Genomic DNA, 16245 nt, shown 5'->3' with positions numbered 1-16245 from the left:
CCCCCCGCTCTGGATGGGACAGGGTCTCCGGCGGTCACCAAGGTTACGAGGTCCGCCCGTTTGCGCCCGAGCATAGCTTCGCGTCTGCAGGCAAGGCAAGCCCGGCTGCTGTCCACTGGCGCGCAGGAGTAGTTGCGACGTGCGGGCCGCGCCGCGCGAACCGTGTCACATCCGCATCGCATGCTATGGCAGCAGGGGCGCGCGCGACAGAGCACTGCGTTCCAGCCTGTAGCGGGAGCCATAACCTGAGATTTTGGGAAGCGTCCGCCGAGACATCTATCGATGGATGCGCTCTGGTTGTTCACATTACGGCACCCGGCTGACTTCGCCGCCGCACGAGCGACGGCCACAGCGGGAGCTGGCCGTCGTTTTCTCGGTTTGGGCAATAGTCAAATCCGGTCCATCGCCCGGCACAAGCGCTCGAAACGGGCGTCAGAGATGCGCTTACTGGGTGTCGCGCTGATGGGCCGCGGAAGAGCGCCAACCCGGGCGTTGTTCAGCCCGGGCGCACCTTGCCGCTTACTATATGCGGCTGTCATCCCAGTCGTCATCGTCACCGGCCCCCTTGTTCAGGTCGCCGAGCGGCGGTCGAGGTTCTCCGTATTCGTCGAGGTTGCCGTATCGGTCCTCATTGTCGGCGTCGTTCTCAGCATCTACGCCTGGCGCTGCTTCATAGACGTCAGCTTTGACCGCTGAATCGGGCTTGCCGCTCTCTTTAGCGAGCAGCGCCACGGCACGCTCGGCCTCGTCCGACAGGTCTCCGTCGTCCACCAGATGGCCCGTATTGTGCAAATTGCAGATTGCACTCACGCGTTCGCGGTACTGGGCGCTGGCGGCGAATGCCTCCGGTGTCAGCTTGGTAGTTTTTTCATCGCCAGGGGCACCTTCGGGTGTGGGGATTTTTGCATCGTCTGATGGTTCTGCCATTTTCTGCTCCTTCAGATGAATCTTTTGGGGCGTGTTGTCGAACAGCCCTCAGGCTGTCCGACACACGAGAAAAGCGAGAAAACTGCGGGGCAGGGGCGTCAGCCGCCCCCACGCCAAACAGCAGCTAGTCGGATTTGTCCGCGCTGGGGGCGCGCCGAAGGTCCTCTTCGTACGCGCTGCGTACCTGCTCCATCAGTTCCCGAGAAAACTCGAGTTCAACAAGCAGAAGGTCCAGCGGAAGGGAGTAGCGCGCCAAGCTGGCCCGCCACAGCCGCCCCCGCCATACGGCTCGCGCGCTGCAAGGATTGCGCGATGCAATGTCCCACAACAAACCCCAACACGTAATCTTCTTTATAACGCGACATTTCACGTGCGTCAGGTGCCTCACCTGCGTCCAGTCCGACCTGGAAACCGACTTCGACCAGCATTTTGGCCTCATTGGATTGTTGGCTCATGGCTACGCGTCCTCCTTGCCCGCGCCGCCGTCACGGGCAGCGTCCGTTTCCATGCGCGCCTTTTCACAGGCGAGCTTGGCTTCAGCCACGGCCACGGCGAGTTCGCGCTCGGCGTTGGGATACTGTTTGGCGACGCGACGGTAGTGCCGCGCTTTTTCCTTGTCGGGCGCGACCTTATTGGAATAGAACCCCTCAGGGTCGTCGCCTTCGCAAACCTCGGAGGGGTCGGAATAATAGTGAGAGAGGTACAGGGCAGCTTTCCAGTAACCACGGTCGGCAGCGCGTTCCAAGATGCGAATGACCTTGCTGACCTGTTTGGGCGAAGCGTCCGAGCCGGCGAGGGTCGCCGCCGCGTCTGCCAGTTCAGCGTAAATCAAATCCACGCAAGGATTGTCATCAAAATCCTCTTCGCTTGCCTCCATGACGAGGTCCCATGCCTGCAGGCGATTTTTGCGGTTCCAGCCAATGGTCAGGAGTCGGGCAAGCCGGGCCTTCGCGAACGGGTCAAAGAGAGAGACTGCGCGAAGGATGCGAAAGCCAATTTCAGCCTTTTCGTCTTCCTTGAGTCGGGCAATGATGTTGCACGCAAGTTCTCCCGCTCTCATGCGAATTCTCTCGGCCCAGGTCGGCGCCGCCCAGTGAACATTCTCGATGATGAGCCGCACCTCTTCCTCGGTCGGAAGACTTGAGGTCTTGCGGCGGAACCCCATCACGAACTCACAATTCCGCTCACAGCCTGTACCGCCGCGCTTTTGAGCAGCGAAGTAGTTTTGGACGTCCAGGTCGGGATTGCGTGCGGAAGGCTGCCACTCTCGAACGAACTGTGCTACGAGGCCCGCGTTCGCCGGGATACCGCGCTTCGTCAAGAACTGTAGCGCTCGCGCATTTTGCTCTATGCGACCAGCGACGAAGCGTTGCTCGTCATCTTCGTCGAGCTGCGACGGGGGCTCTGCGTTTGCCCAAGACGTTCTCATCTCGCGCCACGAATCGAGCGCGCACAGAACAAAGGCGGTGAAATCCTTCGGCGGGATTTTGCCAACCGCGTCGGGAAAAAATTTGAGGAGGAGTTCGTTGCAGCGCTCGGCGGCCCGAGTGGGAACTCTTGAATGTTTGAAATACATCATAGCGACCTCAACGGACGTCAACAGTTAAGCTCCGGCACTTTCGCGCGGGAACCAGAGGAATTCGAGTCATTGATTCCAGACTCGAGTTGCTCGTAGCTGTTGCGTTGCCCGTAGGGCCGAATGGGACGCACGGCGTTGGAACTCCCTGCTACCTTCCACGCCACCCAAAGAGACCGAACAATCCGACGGGGGTCAATGTCGGACGCTTCCGAGTGTTTGGTCTCGGATGCAAATATACGAGACGAGCGTCCGACGGGTCAACAGGTGTTCATGCCCGATACGGCGACGGCTCCACGGAAAATGAGCAACACACGCTGAAAGCATCAACGCCCAGGCAAGGGGCAGGGCTGTTACCCTGCCCCTGAATTACAGCGGTAGTGTCGCCATACCGCCTATCTGCCCTCCTCTCGGATGGCAAGGAGGCGCAGATGCCGGACTATCGTTCTATAGCTGCCTTTGCCCAGTTCGAGCCGCACATTCATCGGCCCCAGCTTCCTTCGCTGCTTTTTCAGCGACACGCAGGCGCGCACGACGTCTGCGGCCGATATGCCCTTTCTGCCTCTCATTGATGACCTCACATGAATGCTCCGGCCGGTTCTGGCCGGACGCAACACGTGTAGTCACCCCTCGAATTTGGTAATGGAAACTGCGTGCATAACCGCCAACGCTGGTCCATCCTGGGCAAGTCTAATCAACTAGGGAGTCCATCTATATGGATGCCGCATCGCTTGACACGAAATCGCCCGGCGTTCGTACCGTCCTGCATTTATCGCCGGCCGTGATAGTCGCAGCACTTCTTTCGGCGCAGAAGGAGGGACTGAGTTTGCGGGAATGGCTTGACCGCGCGGTTGCCGACCGTATTGCCGACGACCATCCCGAGGGCGCGGCGCCTTGGTCGGTACAGTCGGCTGACCTTTTCGCTCATGTCGCAAGCTGCTCGCCCGAACTGCTGCATGGCCGCTGGTCGCTGCTGTTTGAGCGTGTACTGATGGACCGCTCCCTTTGGCGCGAACCGACGATGACAGTCGGCGAAATCGAAGACGGAGAGCCACTGACGGAGCCGTTCATCGTGCCTGCGAGGCTGAGAAAGGCATGGCCGCGGCTGGTAGCGGAGGTTTTCTGTCTGTAGGGGAGCGAGCGCAACGGCGCGAAGGGGTTCGATTCTTTGGCCATGCTCATCTTGAATGCTATCTACCTGCGCGGTACACGCGGTCGAAAAGGCATTGTTGAATACATGCGGATGACGATTCCGGAATTAGCACAGCGGCTTCACGTGAATGAGCGAGACGTGCACGCGATGGTCGAGCAGTTCACCCTGCATTTCGACGAGTACACGTACGTAGCGCGCGCAACGCCACGCTGATGGAGTCGAAGCGGGTGCGGGCCGCGTTTGATGCACATTTAGAGGCCTGCATTGGGATGAACTCGATGAGGAGCTGAGCGTCGCGACGCTCGTTCGGGTGTACGGCGGCAGTGACGAGTCGCTGCTGGAGTCTCGTTTGAAGTCGGTGAACCGTGCGGTCAAGGCCAATCTCGACGACCTGTGATATGCACGTGCCCCGTGACAGATTTCTCACGACTTTTCGCCGGATTGGAGAACTCTTCACAATATTCTGGCCCCAAATTTACTGTACTTTCTGCGAAAAGTGCAGTACCGCGAAAGCCTCGCCATATAAGGCGCAGCGCGGAGGGCATGTGCACGCATACAGCCTGTTTTTCTATACATACCTAGGCGTTCGACAGGAGCGACAGGATGTAAACCTCGGGCTGCATTACGACCGCCTTGTTGTCTCGACACATCATCAGATAACGCCTCCAAAAGCACACGAATAACCGGTTACGAAATTGGTGACTACACGTCTTGTCACGACCGCTGCTTGGTCGATTCACGGCGAGGTCATCAAGATGAGAGGAAGAAAGGGCATCACGGCGGCAGACGTTGTTCGCGCATGCGTCGCTCTTCAAAAGCAAAGACGAAGTTTAGGTCCGAGAAATATTCGCCTTGAAATGGGAAGAGGTAGCTACCGAACAATTCTCAGGCTTCTAAGGACCGTGGCAATACGCCAGCAGGGAGACCTCTGATGCGAATCCGAATACTGCTTTGCATCGGTACCAACTGGACCGATGCACCGACGCGTTCAATTGAGGAAATACAATGAAGCCGCACATCGTAGAGGGAGTTCTTATCAGCGCAGGACGAGTGATGAGCCCGGAAGAGGTCGGCGAAAGCCTTTCGTCGCGTCTAACGCTCCGGGGCCGGGTTGGTGGTTGGTATCTCTGTGGCGATATCCACCGCGAGATGTACGATAAGCTGGTCGAAACCAACGGCGAATGTCAGATGAGCCTCGGCATAGTCGCGACTGGCGGTGGTGGAACGTACGCAATCTTTGGTGTTGACGCCGCAGTCTTCCGACATTTGTTCATCTTGCCCCTGTATGAACCGTCAGTCATAGGCCTGCTTGAATCTCTGCATAGTCAGCCAATTCAGGTCTCCCTAGGACGACAAGACGAGGAGGCTGCGGTACTGATAGGGGCCAGGGTTCCGTGGGAAACCGTGTCGGAGGTGCTGCGACACCGTCAGCAGGGGCATGAGCTTGGTTTGAAGGATATCTTCGAGGGAGGCAAATACGTTCTCGAGCGAGTAAGGGCAATCGAGGTCAAAAAGCCGCTTGATGGCAGGGCATCGCCCGAACGGGCGAGCGTGACGTTTGTGATGCCTAAAGTCACCTTGGTCTCGCGTGAGCAAGGAGCCTGCGCAAATGTCGGTCGTAACGCCGTTCACTGAGCGCAGCGCCTCATAGTATTGGGGAAAATTGATTGATTTGGGGTTCGCGCATGCGAACCCCTTTTTTCGGTCCGCTTCTCAGGCGTATCCAGTGTGCGCAAGGTTGAACTTGGATATCGACGAGCCAGTTCAATGACCGTCTCGCGGCTACTCTGTCACCTGGACCACCGGAGTTTGAGGACGGATTGGTCGACTACATCAGCCGTCATCGAGACGTCCATATCCTGGACGCAGCCGCGAGCCATGTTTTCGTTGCTAGAAAGAGGCAGCCACTCCGACGGAGTGGCTGAAATCAGTCTTTCTATGCTTCTTTTGCTGCTTCGGCGACAGCAACCGGGGCGGCCGTGGGCTTCGCAATCTTCGCTGCCTCAAACGCGATAACCAATAGCGTTCCCGTGGCCTTGCCGTCGCGTGAGAGGTAAAAGTCTGCCTTCAGCTTGCCGGTGACTTTGACGAAGTCACCTTTTGCTAAGCCCGGGTCTGCGTCCTTCATTACGCGCACCGTGTACCACGTCGGGTCCGCGTCGGTGCCGCGTTGACTTTCGCACATCCGGAACTCGAAATATCCTTTCCCTGTCGACTTCGTTTCCTTCCGAGCCGGCGCCGTCGCCACATTTCCAAATGCTTGCATCGTATGTCCTCAATCGATTGAAGATGGGAGCGACCTCCCATCCCTTTATATAGCGACGCCTACAAAGTGCCCTCCGAGGGCGGTGAGCGCAGCGGCGACTTAGGGCGTGGCCATGGACCGAGCGAGGTTGGTCGGTGGTATGGCAGATAATTTTCGCTAAGCCAGCCGGTCAGAGGATGTCTGTTCTTCGCGTCAAGGCGGACTTTGGGCAGCCATGTCGGAATGAGCTGCACGACGACGTGTCCGACGCGCCGATTTTCAATGCCAATGCGACCGTCAGAATGTTGCTGCTCTAGCTCCGCCCAGACCTCAAAGACGCCTTCTTCAATTTCGCGAAACGTCCTGTCGGTCGGTGCGTGCGGTCGGTCCGATGCTTTCACGTGGTCACGGAGGATGGCGAGAGCTCGCTTTAGAATGCGCTCGTTCTTTGACTGAACAACTACGCGCCTCAGTACGTCACCGGTAACGAGCTTGTTTCCAACGTGTCGCGCGAGCGCGGCGAGCGCTGCCTCCCGGTCCGCGCCACGCTTGCTGCGGTCAATCTCATGCCAGGTCACGCCGTCAGGTTCGTAAGAAATGACGTCGGGGCGGAGAACGCGTTTTTTGCTGCCGGCGAGGACCGTGACGAATCCTTGCCGCACGGCGGCACCTTCCGGGCGGTCGTGGTTTAGGTGCTGGAGCGCTTCCGATTCCGTGCGCGACATCAAGCCACGTGCTTCGCACGCGAGCGTGATGAAGTGCATCCACAGGCTATGCTCCGGATTCGACATGTCAGCAACGCGCCGCACGGACGGAGTGGAGTCGACACCGTTTTCGTCAAGCCATCGCGCGCCGGCGACGGTCAGTCCATAGACGTGTTGGAAGCGGTCGGTGCGATAGCGGAGCAGCAATTTCTCTTTTGTCATAGCGCGCATCGCGCGCTGCGCGGCCGACAACGCGGCCTTGTAGGGACGCTCTGGAAAACACGCGATGGCGACGTCAATCGTGCGTATTACGCGAAACCTGTTCGCGAGCGACAAGGCGCGAAAGCGAATGGCGTAGCGGAGCTCATTGGGCGGCACGAGGGCAACCAAGCCGCGGTCGATTTTTCGAGCCGCGGGATTCCGAGTCACATGTCCCGCGGATGCGGCCGGAAGCATCTCAGGGGCGCCGTCGAGTGTCGCAACGGCTGCCGCGTCATGTGACCCATGGTGTGCGCGCTTGGTAGCGCAGGGTACGTGAGACGATGTCGCGGCGTCGTCAACGACGGTATTCGTGGTGACTGCCGCGTGTGTCTGCGCGATACTCATGCTCGTATCGTCGGAGGCAGCGTTTGGTACTTCGTGTGTCGGGCGCATTTCTGTGCTCCAGAAAGTTGGCGTTTGCGATGCCGCTGTTCTGTCGCCTGTCTCGTCGGCGCACATGGTGGCGGTACCTTCTATAGCGACGCTGCGCAACCAGCTTCCATAACACTGCCCACCATGTGCGCCTAATATCCGTTTGTGCGCTCGGCGATTCGTCGCCCGGCCGGGCGAGGGCAGTGGTCAACTGTCTCTTCCCCTCGACCAGCCTTGCGCGCTTGGGGCGCGCAGCACCGATGTATTCGTCGCGACGTCCGTCAAGGCGACGGTTCTTCCCGACCGGCTGCGCCGGTGCGAACCCCGCCGCCGCCCATACCGTTTTTCCGATGCCACACGCTCTTCATGGTCGGCGACACCAACTGTTCTCTCAGCATGCCGTGCTTTCCCGGCTGCCCCGCGCCGCGTAGTCAACTGTCTCGTCGACGCAGCGCAGGGACCCCGCGCCGATACCGTGCGACGCGCTATTGCGCTTGCACCTGTTCACAAGGCCACACATGCGCTGGGCCGGCGGCGGGGTTCGCCCCGCCTTGCCGGTCCCGGTCGCGAGCAACTTTTCTCCCATAACCCTGCACCCAATGCCGCCGTGACCCATACACGCGGCCGCCACTTTCGTCGATGGCCGCGGCTGCACGCCGCGCCGTCCGCCCGCTCGTTCACCGGAACGCGCATGTCCGGCGCCATCAGGCCGGGCGTTTTTGTAGTTGACGCACGAACCGATGCCGAGGGTTCCCTCGCTACGTGACTCGGAGATACGCGTTTCCATGGGAGGCGATGCCCACCGTGCAGGACCGCCACGCGCGCAGGATGCGTTTTAGGCGCACTCCGTGTTACCAACCGGTTGTCACGCGTCGCTATACCGTGCATCCCTAACCCGTGGAAACACGAAATGCACGCAAAGAAACGCAAGAACCTCTTCTCACTGTACCGCTCGCGATATGTCCGTAAGGGCGCCCAAGGCAATCAACACGGTTACTGCACGCAAGAGTTCGTTGGCAGCTTGCCCACTGACGCCCTCGATATTCCTGCCGACCTAGCCGTCAAGTTGTCGCCACAGGAAATTGCGTACGTTGAAAACAAGGTTGTCTTGCCGGCACGGCAAGCCGCTGACGAATCGCGTCGGCTTGCGGAAGAGGAGCGTCGCGCGCGAGAAGGCCGCGAACGTGACCCGCGGTGGCGGCTAGAAGAGGCGCTGAAATTGCTCACGGACGCAGGCAGCCTCGTTTCCGAGGCAGGCCGCGGCATCGACGCAGCGCAGGCTAACGCGCTCGGTGCAGCGCTCGAGAAATTGGCCGTCGCCGGCAGGGTTCAAGGCGACCCGCTTGACGCGGTAGTCGCCGCTATCGCCTCAGCGACTACCGCGGTGAAGGCCGGACATTACGGATGCGCGCCGAGTGGGAAATTCCGTGACACGCCTGTTTACAAGCGCTGGCAGCGTGTCCGTGAAGTTGTCGATTCGGGCAACGACAGCCTGCTCAAGGCGTTGCAGGCAAAGGGATGGGCCACAGTTCGAGGCCAGTAATGACGCTGGCGCCGAGACGGCGCCTGACGTCCGTTTTCTCCGTCATCCCTCCGAGCGGTCGTGGTTGTCGTTTGGAACCTATGCCGCTGGCTCCCGAGTTGTCGCTCGAATCCTGATGGATGTCGGAGACAGGACCTCGACGACCATCGGCGTCATTTGCGGCAGCGTCTGAAATCGTCCACGCAGCGCGGGACCCCCGAATATCCGCGGTGACCCGTTAGCGGTTGCTGTCCGGTTAATCGTACCGAGGATGGGCTGTGCATCGTCACGGAAGAAAATCTCGATGGTGTCTCCATCAGCGCCGAGCAACGCCGACGAGGCAACGCCGCCATTGAAAAAGCCCTGGTTCCAATACGTTGGCTGCAACGCGAATTGGAACGACGCGGTGGGCTCGGGCTCCGACACGCCGGTTTCTAGCTCATCCGTTGATGGCCCAGTCATTGGTCCCCTGTCCGTTATTTCGCGCAGCCGGGTCAAGTCTTCGGGCAGGCGCTGGCCGTTGAAATTCCATTCCGGCGCGAGTTCCGCGATGATGCTGTCTTCGAGACCTGCGGCGAGGTTGAGGTGGAACGCCCCGTAGCGCATCAGTCCATTGTCGGGCAGGACATAAACGTCGACGGCAACGCCGTTCGCAAGCAGTTCGCGGATACGCTTATTGTTGCGGATGTTGGTCGTACTCGTTGGACCCGGTGACAGATAGCCGGCCATGCGTTTTCTGAAAGTCTGTGTTGATTTGCCGACATATTTCACATCCCCGTCGCAAACGAAAGCATAGAGAATGTTTCGCTGTTCACCGTGTTGCCGGACGGTCATGCGAAGCACTCCGTCATTGAGAAACCAGTGGCCGGCCACCTGGAAGCCGACATCGAGCAGTCTGTTCATTGGACTCTTCCAGTGCAGTGCGTGGGGAGACAGTGTATATGTCCAATGCGCGCGGATGAGCACTTTGCGGTGCGACGCAGGTCATCCCGACGCAATGCACACTTGCTGCAACTTTGACGTTCTTCCCGGGGACTGCGAGTTTTCGTATTGTTAGAAGGTCTGTAGCGTTTTGCCGGTATCCAAACCCTTCCTTGCCAATTAAATTTGTCGGTGGCGGTACCGAAAAATCGGGGGTAAATCGGCTAGAGCCTAATGGTTCAGAGGCAGCGGGAAGAGATGACGCCTTGATTGCCGAAGTCTAAAATCACGGCGGCGCGATAAAAAGGCCGCATCGAAGCGGCCATCGGGGAAGAGCATGCAGACGAGACTACAGGCCATCATCGACGAGGCGCGGCCGCGCCGCGCGATGTTCACGACGTTTACCTTCAGCGCCAACTGGTTTGAGTCCTTCTGCCTGCCCTTGCTTAGGGTCTCTGGTTGCCATAAGGTCGACCTCCTCGTCGACTCTCGTGAGGCATGCAAGTCCACGGACGAGACGTCGAGTCTGTATGCAGGGACCTACTATCGCGTCATCCCGGTCCGACAGGCATCGGGCGGATTCTTCCACCCGAAGATTGCCTACCTCGAGCGCGGCTCAGGCGATGACGTTCTCGTGGTCGGTAGCGGGAATCTGACAACGCGCGGACAGAATTCCAACCTCGAAGTGCTTGACTCCGTGAATGCGCTCGAGCACCCGATGGTGTTCGAAGCCTTCGCGGCGTTCGCTGAGGTGTTTGCGCAGACTTCGGGACTGTCCGCCAAGGCCTCCGCCAGCTTAACGTACTACGCGCGGCGTGCGCGCGAAGTCGCAGCCGCTGCGCCTGCTGTCGCCCGCCAGAGCCCAACCGCCTGGCTCATCCACACCCTTAACGCGCCAGCGGGCAACCAGTTTGCGAAACTGGTTCTTGAACAGCTACCTGCTGCAGCCACGCTGACGGTATACGGCCCGTACCTCGACCCGAAGGGAGAGGCGGTATGCAAGCTGGCCGGGCTATGCGGTGTGCCGGAGATTTCCCTGGGTGCGCAGCTTGTGGACAAGGGGTACGTGATTCGGGTCGACTCCATTCACAACCTGCCCCCGGAGACGCGCTTCGTGGTGCCGGTCCTGCCGGAACCCAAGGACCTGAACCGTTTTCCCCACGCAAAAATCTTCGATGTGCGGGCGCCCTCCGGATGCATGGTGATGACGGGTTCGGTCAACGCCACCCTGCAGAGCCTTTTCGGCCTTGAGAACGTCGAGCTTTCGCTCGTGCGCAAGTTCGAGAAGCCGCCATTCGACTGGAAGGCGCTGGAAGGCGACGACCTCGCGAACACCAACTTCGAGGCTTGCGTGTTTAAGTCGCCCGAGCTCGGCCACGCGGCGCCGGCGCTCGACGCGCAATGGCACTCCGATGGCACCATCATGGGCACAGTGTCGCCGTGCCCGGAGGACCATCTGGCCACCCTCGAAGTATGGCGTGATGATGAACTTGAATGTGGCCCCATTGAAGGGGTGCTCATCCAGGAAGACGGCTCGTTTGTCGCGCCTGTCCAGACGCTCGCCGATGAAGAAGGCGCGCGGCGGCTGCGCCTTCAGGCGGGTGACTTCACTGTGACGGGCTGGCTGAACATCGAGGTTGAACTCGACGCAAACCCGGTGGAAAAGGCACTGTCCCGTGCCGGCAGACGTATCCGCCAGGGAGCTCGACCCGATGACAGGGACCTGCTGCCTATCCTCAATTGGATGGCGAGCGTTCTGCACCGCAAGCCGGAGCCTAAGACGAAGCCTGGCGACGAGACAAAAACTGGGTCGAAGAAGGGCGAAGCAACCAAGTTGCAGCCGTCCGAACAGAAGCGCATCGAGCCGCGCGCCGCCAACGAATGGAGTGCCCGGGACGAGCCCGAGCTTGGCGTGCCTCCCCTCACCGCGGAACAGGCCATGGCAGCCGCGTTCAAAAAGCTGACCACACGCATCCTGTCGAATTCGGCGCTCGCAGGCGGTCCTCGTAGCAAGCTTGTCATTGTGGATTCGCAGAAAAAGGAGAGCGGCAAGGACAAACCGGGAGAACCGGAGGAGCAGAAGGCATGGGATGCGATGCTTGAAAAGCTCCCTAAGACGCTCGAAAAAGATGCCACCGCGCCCATCGTATCGGCGGTGGTGGCGCAAGCCGCCGCCGAAGTCCTTGAGGATTACGTCGATATGATGGCAGCCGGAGGTGCATCGGTGCCCGACCAGAGCGCCGAAGAGCCGGCCTATGTCGCGACGGACCCGTATGGGCTTCGCGACTGGCTGGAGCAGTACACCGCCTATGCTTACGACGATGACAACCGAGAGCGATTGCTCTCGGTTTTCTGCACGTTCGCGTGCTGCGCCCTGGACGTCTCCTCCAGACTCGCGACGGGTGCGCTCAAGGAGATGATGCAGTCATTTGCGCTTCGAGAATTGACGCTCGATGATTGGCATACAGCTATCGCCAAAGCGACCCGTAAAGACGACCCATTCGAGTTTGTGCCGGAGCAGGCACGGGGGCGGCTGCGCGCGCACGCGGCAAAAATCGTCGCTGGACTCACAATGCAGGAGGAGCTGGAACAGATGGTCGGCTCCATTTTCGGCGGTGCCCCGACAGTCTCACCGCCCAATCCTCGCTACCAACGTATCCTTGCGTGTCTGCTGGAATTGAAGGCGAAGCCGCCCCCCAAGGGGAAGATTTTCGGCCTGATTCCGCAGCAGCTGCAGACGTCGAAGAAACCGGGCTGCCCGCACTGCAATGGAGAGTCGATACAGGGGGCCAGTGAAGTGAGAGCGCTCGAGACACACCGGGCGACGATTCACTCGACCTGTGGGAAGCCGGTCTTCGCGGGAATCCGTCACGCGAAGCTTCAAGGATTCAAAGTGTCGCGTGACCTGTACATCGACTGGAACAAGTGACATGCACGTCAGCCCTGTCTTTACGACCCGCGCCAAGACGGCGACCATCATCGACCCGCTCGGCCTGCAAAGCGCGAACATGGCCCTGTACCGGACGATGTTCTTTGGCATCAACAATGTTGCAGATTCCATCCGGGTCTACTCGGCCCTGTGCTGGATGGTTCGGCTGGCACGTGAGCGCGCCCTCGCGATACCGCGGGAGAAGGCCGCGGAACGCCGCGAGCTCTGCGCTGGCGCTTTGGAGAAAATTGACCTGCTGCTGGTGTGGTGCAACCGTTCGAAACGAAGCGGCCTGCCGGGCACCGACCGGGAATGGCCCGAAGGTGGTGAGCCCGTCACGTTGAGGCTCGCGGAAATACTCAGCAAGGAGCAGAAGAGAAAGAAAGACGAGACGGGTGAAGTCAACACGGCGCGCGGCGCCTACCTGATGACTGCACCCCAGTACAGGCCGAGCATCATAAACGGCCTGGGTTTCCTCGCGTACGACGTTGATGAAATCAAAGGGTTCTACAGACTGACTCATCCCGGCGGCGCGCTTGCCGACGCCTTTGCCGCGCACCTTGAGCACGAGATTTCCGAGAGTAACGACCCCGGAAGCACGCGACAGCTGGTCAGATGGCTCGAAAACCCGGAAGACCTTCTGATTATGCCGACCCGCGTGCCAGAGCTGTACCCGCTGCTGCGCCTCGATAAGGTGCATGCGAAGGAGCAGGAAGCATTTCTCGGACAGTACTTTCCGTTGCCCGATGCTCAGCCAAATCTGAGCGCGGAATGGAAGGGGCGTCACCAGGGTATTACGCTCGCTTTGCGAGCCATTATTGCCGCAGAGAAGGATGCTGGCGCCCCCAAGGGTTTCGTTCCGGAAGCCATGGTACGGCATGCTATGGGAAGCGGGCTCGCCCCTGACGGCACCAAGGTTGATACCGTCGAGCTTGAGGACGCACTCGGTGTATGGGCAAGCCTCCAGGTCCGGCAGTATCTCAAGCTGGCGCTCGAGACGCTCCTGCGCTTGACCGAGCTCAAGACCCGCAGCCTTATAGGTTCGGGAGCGCGTCGAATCCAGCAAGTGGCTGAAGCCGTTGCTGCCCTGGCGTGTAACGAGGCAAGTGTGCAAGAACCACTGGGCGCCTGGCTTGAGCGATGGAGCGGTCGGCAGGGCGCCGCCGAGACGCTGTACGAAGCCGGTGCCGCCAAGGGTGCGGCTCCAGGCCTCAAGAGCCTCCCAACGCTCTTCGATGAGCTACAGGCCACCTCGAAGCAGAGGATGGACAAAGCGGGAAAAGCCGCCTATCAGGCGCTCGTCGCGCTGACCTATTGCGCGGTCGAGGCGCGCAACTGGGACGGCAAAAAAGCGTATCGTCTGGCCGACGGACGGGACCGCCTTACACCGCACCGGCTTGCCCAGCTGGCGAATCGATACGCCTCCCGCCCGGCCCAAGAGTTCCTTTCAATGATAGTCCGGGACTTCGTCGTCAACCTGCATTTCAGGGTGGTTCGCGAGCGGGCCGAAGCGGAGCCGACCAATCCTCGGGAGCGCTACATTCTCGTCCCCGGCGAGGAGGGCCTTGAGCTCAACTTCGAACGCCAGACAACGTTCAGGCCGCCCATTCTGACGGACCGATTACGCTGCGCGATGCTGCTTCTGACGCAGGCCGGCCTGCTCGAAAAGAACGAAACGGGCGATGGTGCGCTTGCTTTCAAAGTGACACTCGAAGGCCGCCGGCGCGCGGCCGAGTTCCTCGCATCCAGTGTCGTCCGACTCGCCCTCGAGTGACAATCGCGCGTGCTTGACTAGGAAATGGGTTACGGAGCCTCCAGGTCGACCATGGGGCTCGGACGCCCATAGCGGCGTTCTGGGCGGTTTACAAACACCGTTGAATGGAAAGACTTCGCCCAAATTTGTAGCAATTTTTATTTTCCGGCGGCCTGGAAAAACTATTGAATGTTTGCCAGCCGGTTCTATAGACTCGGCCGCCTCAATCACTGGAGGCGCGCCATGTTTAGAGCTACCTTTCTTGCGGAAGAGTGCCTGCTGACTGCCGAGGATGTCCGCCGGCTCATCATCCTGCGCAATCAGTATGACTACCCGAACGCGCACATGCAATTGTCCGCGAATCCGACGCCCTTTCCGCTTGCAAAGGATGTGTGGGCTGCGCCGGTGCTCCCGAATGGTGCTATCACAGACTTTGCGCTGGATGAGTACCACAGGAAACTGCTGAATGACCCAGAGCCCGTCAACAAACTCCTCGGCACGACATCTAAAATCTTCTGGGGCTTTTTCAGCATGAGCCCAGGCCTCGCGCTCGTGCGCACGGAACGCCATCTGCTTGGTTTCAGGTCGAAGCCGGGCACCAGTCTCTCGGCGATAGAAGATGCATTCACGAGGATGGACGCGACCTCCAACATGGGGCAGAAGCTCGCAGCGCTTGACGGCATATGTCAACTCGGTCGTATGCCCTTCGCCAGCAAGGTCGTCACTGGCCGGTATCCCGAGCAAAGCGGGGTGTTGGACACCCAACTTTACAAAGGGCTCTCGCTCTCCCCATGGTCCAGGGGCGCGTCGTTCTTGCACATAGGCAGTGTCAGAGACACCCGCAACCAAGAAGCGTTCCGAGCCTGGTGCGAGGTGCTCAGCAATGTTTCCGCGCAACTGAATGCGGGCATTGATGCGGGGCTTCCCTGGCTCTGGACCGACGCAGACACGGCGAAGCGTCGGTGGCGGCCGGTAGATGTTGAGCGCGCCATCTTCAAGTTCTGCCAGCTTGGAAAGGCCGACCCGCGTCGGCTTGCTCATCTCCTGAATTGCGCTGACGCCTTGTCGCTTTAGGCAACACTACGCGCGACGACATACGAGTGCTTCCGCGCTGGTGTGCTGCTATGCCTTCGCCGGTTCGGGGTGCTCGCAATGGATGCCGATTGTGGTGCCGCTGAGGATGGCGCGTCGCGCTCGGCATCCCGCTTGGGGCAGCCGATGCATCGTGCTGGGTTAGACATTTTCCAAGATTCGATATAAATGCGCCGCTCTACACGTCCCGTTACGTCATCTCTTGGCACGTAACGGCACGTGTTGGCATCGAACGACCCTCGCGTGTCCCGAGAAACCGGTTCTTTGGGACCAACGTGAAACTACTCGACCTGGACGAACTGGCTGCGCTGCTTGGGCGCAGTCCAGAGACGATTAAAAAAGACCTTCAGCGAAACCCCTTGGCGGTGCCACCGCGGCTACACATTCCGGGCACGCGGCTGCTGCGCTGGCGCGAATGCGATGTTGACGCTTGGCTCGCTGAGCATGTCGTGGGAGGCGTATGACCGGCAAACGATTTGCGCCCCATACCTACGCCGCCGCGCTAGTTGACAGCGGCCAATACGCACACGAAGGCGGTATTTTGTTTCGCTGGTCGGGGACACACTGGTCGCCTGTTGATGAAGAGGATGGGGAGCGACACGCGTACAACTGGCTTGTCCGTCACAACATGGAGCACGCGTCGCCCGATAACGCCCGGAAAGCACACCGTGCCGCGATACTTTGGTCTGGGTAGACAGCGTCAAGCGGCACGGCCGGTCAGCGACAACTATTCTGGCCGGTCGACGGGTGTAATTGTCGCTGGCTAGTTCATAGTTGTCGCTTCTCCATC

General features: G+C 59.9%; 13 protein-coding genes. 7 read left to right on the top strand and 6 right to left on the bottom strand.

All coding sequences use genetic code 11. The annotated features are described in order from the left end of the window. Window positions 1-522: 522 nt before the first annotated feature. The 3 genes from QCE73_RS12470 to QCE73_RS12460 form a co-directional block, all read right to left on the bottom strand. Window positions 523-927, bottom strand: coding sequence for a hypothetical protein (locus QCE73_RS12470; protein ID WP_309881455.1), 405 nt, complete (start codon window positions 925-927; stop codon window positions 523-525). A gap of 215 nt (window positions 928-1142) precedes the next feature. Then, a complete protein-coding gene (locus QCE73_RS12465; protein ID WP_309881453.1) occupies window positions 1143-1382 on the bottom strand; it encodes a hypothetical protein in 240 nt (79 codons plus the stop codon). 2 nt (window positions 1383-1384) lie between these two features. Continuing rightward, window positions 1385-2506: a hypothetical protein gene (locus tag QCE73_RS12460; protein ID WP_309881451.1), complete on the bottom strand. Its 1122-nt coding sequence runs from the start codon at window positions 2504-2506 to the stop codon at window positions 1385-1387. Between the two features lie 712 nt (window positions 2507-3218). Between QCE73_RS12460 and QCE73_RS12455 the strand changes: the two genes are divergently transcribed. The 3 genes from QCE73_RS12455 (at window position 3219) to QCE73_RS12445 (ending at window position 5291) form a co-directional block, all read left to right on the top strand. After that, a complete protein-coding gene (locus tag QCE73_RS12455; protein WP_309881449.1) occupies window positions 3219-3635 on the top strand; it encodes a hypothetical protein in 417 nt (138 codons plus the stop codon). Between the two features lie 42 nt (window positions 3636-3677). Then, window positions 3678-3869: a hypothetical protein gene (locus tag QCE73_RS12450; protein ID WP_309881447.1), complete on the top strand. Its 192-nt coding sequence runs from the start codon at window positions 3678-3680 to the stop codon at window positions 3867-3869. 792 nt (window positions 3870-4661) lie between these two features. After that, window positions 4662-5291 carry a hypothetical protein gene (locus QCE73_RS12445; protein WP_309881446.1) on the top strand — a complete coding sequence of 210 codons (630 nt, stop codon included), beginning with the start codon at window positions 4662-4664 and terminating at the stop codon, window positions 5289-5291. 301 nt (window positions 5292-5592) lie between these two features. On the opposite strand, the gene QCE73_RS12440 is transcribed toward QCE73_RS12445, so the two are convergent. Beyond that, window positions 5593-5922, bottom strand: a complete 330-nt coding sequence (locus tag QCE73_RS12440) for a single-strand-binding protein/primosomal replication protein n (protein WP_309881444.1) — start codon at window positions 5920-5922, stop codon at window positions 5593-5595. A gap of 59 nt (window positions 5923-5981) precedes the next feature. Continuing rightward, entirely contained in the window at window positions 5982-7211 is a 1230-nt protein-coding gene (locus QCE73_RS12435) for a replication-relaxation family protein (RefSeq protein ID WP_309881443.1), read from the bottom strand. Window positions 7212-8148: 937 nt separating this feature from the next. On the opposite strand from QCE73_RS12435, the gene QCE73_RS12430 reads away from it, so the two are divergent. Beyond that, window positions 8149-8781, top strand: coding sequence for a hypothetical protein (locus tag QCE73_RS12430; RefSeq protein ID WP_309881441.1), 633 nt, complete (start codon window positions 8149-8151; stop codon window positions 8779-8781). A gap of 78 nt (window positions 8782-8859) precedes the next feature. Here QCE73_RS12430 and QCE73_RS12425 read toward each other — a convergent pair whose 3' ends face one another. Continuing rightward, on the bottom strand, window positions 8860-9663 hold the full coding sequence (locus tag QCE73_RS12425; RefSeq protein ID WP_309881439.1) for a GIY-YIG nuclease family protein: 804 nt from the start codon (window positions 9661-9663) through the stop codon (window positions 8860-8862). A 355-nt stretch (window positions 9664-10018) separates the two neighbouring features. Between QCE73_RS12425 and QCE73_RS12420 the strand changes: the two genes are divergently transcribed. The 3 genes from QCE73_RS12420 (at window position 10019) to QCE73_RS12410 (ending at window position 15437) form a co-directional block, all read left to right on the top strand. Further along, the gene (locus QCE73_RS12420; RefSeq protein ID WP_309881437.1) at window positions 10019-12610 is read left to right on the top strand and encodes a hypothetical protein; all 2592 of its coding nucleotides are present in this window, start codon (window positions 10019-10021) and stop codon (window positions 12608-12610) included. A gap of 1 nt (window position 12611) precedes the next feature. Further along, window positions 12612-14384, top strand: a complete 1773-nt coding sequence (locus tag QCE73_RS12415; RefSeq protein WP_309881435.1) for a hypothetical protein — start codon at window positions 12612-12614, stop codon at window positions 14382-14384. Window positions 14385-14606: 222 nt separating this feature from the next. Then, on the top strand, window positions 14607-15437 hold the full coding sequence (locus QCE73_RS12410; protein WP_309881433.1) for a hypothetical protein: 831 nt from the start codon (window positions 14607-14609) through the stop codon (window positions 15435-15437). Window positions 15438-16245 lie beyond the last annotated feature (808 nt).

The sequence above is a fragment of the Caballeronia sp. LZ029 genome, assembly GCF_031451275.1.
Lineage (GTDB): Bacteria > Pseudomonadota > Gammaproteobacteria > Burkholderiales > Burkholderiaceae > Caballeronia > Caballeronia jiangsuensis.
Note: the sequence above shows the minus strand (reverse complement) of the source record. Positions and strands in the feature narration are given on the sequence as shown.

Coding starts and splice junctions, on each gene's coding strand:
- QCE73_RS12470 (WP_309881455.1), bottom strand. CDS start 927: ATGGCAGAACCATCAGACGATGCAAAAATCCCCACACCCGAAGGTGCC.
- QCE73_RS12465 (WP_309881453.1), bottom strand. CDS start 1,382: ATGAGCCAACAATCCAATGAGGCCAAAATGCTGGTCGAAGTCGGTTTC.
- QCE73_RS12460 (WP_309881451.1), bottom strand. CDS start 2,506: ATGATGTATTTCAAACATTCAAGAGTTCCCACTCGGGCCGCCGAGCGC.
- QCE73_RS12455 (WP_309881449.1), top strand. CDS start 3,219: ATGGATGCCGCATCGCTTGACACGAAATCGCCCGGCGTTCGTACCGTC.
- QCE73_RS12450 (WP_309881447.1), top strand. CDS start 3,678: ATGCTCATCTTGAATGCTATCTACCTGCGCGGTACACGCGGTCGAAAA.
- QCE73_RS12445 (WP_309881446.1), top strand. CDS start 4,662: ATGAAGCCGCACATCGTAGAGGGAGTTCTTATCAGCGCAGGACGAGTG.
- QCE73_RS12440 (WP_309881444.1), bottom strand. CDS start 5,922: ATGCAAGCATTTGGAAATGTGGCGACGGCGCCGGCTCGGAAGGAAACG.
- QCE73_RS12435 (WP_309881443.1), bottom strand. CDS start 7,211: ATGAGTATCGCGCAGACACACGCGGCAGTCACCACGAATACCGTCGTT.
- QCE73_RS12430 (WP_309881441.1), top strand. CDS start 8,149: ATGCACGCAAAGAAACGCAAGAACCTCTTCTCACTGTACCGCTCGCGA.
- QCE73_RS12425 (WP_309881439.1), bottom strand. CDS start 9,663: ATGAACAGACTGCTCGATGTCGGCTTCCAGGTGGCCGGCCACTGGTTT.
- QCE73_RS12420 (WP_309881437.1), top strand. CDS start 10,019: ATGCAGACGAGACTACAGGCCATCATCGACGAGGCGCGGCCGCGCCGC.
- QCE73_RS12415 (WP_309881435.1), top strand. CDS start 12,612: ATGCACGTCAGCCCTGTCTTTACGACCCGCGCCAAGACGGCGACCATC.
- QCE73_RS12410 (WP_309881433.1), top strand. CDS start 14,607: ATGTTTAGAGCTACCTTTCTTGCGGAAGAGTGCCTGCTGACTGCCGAG.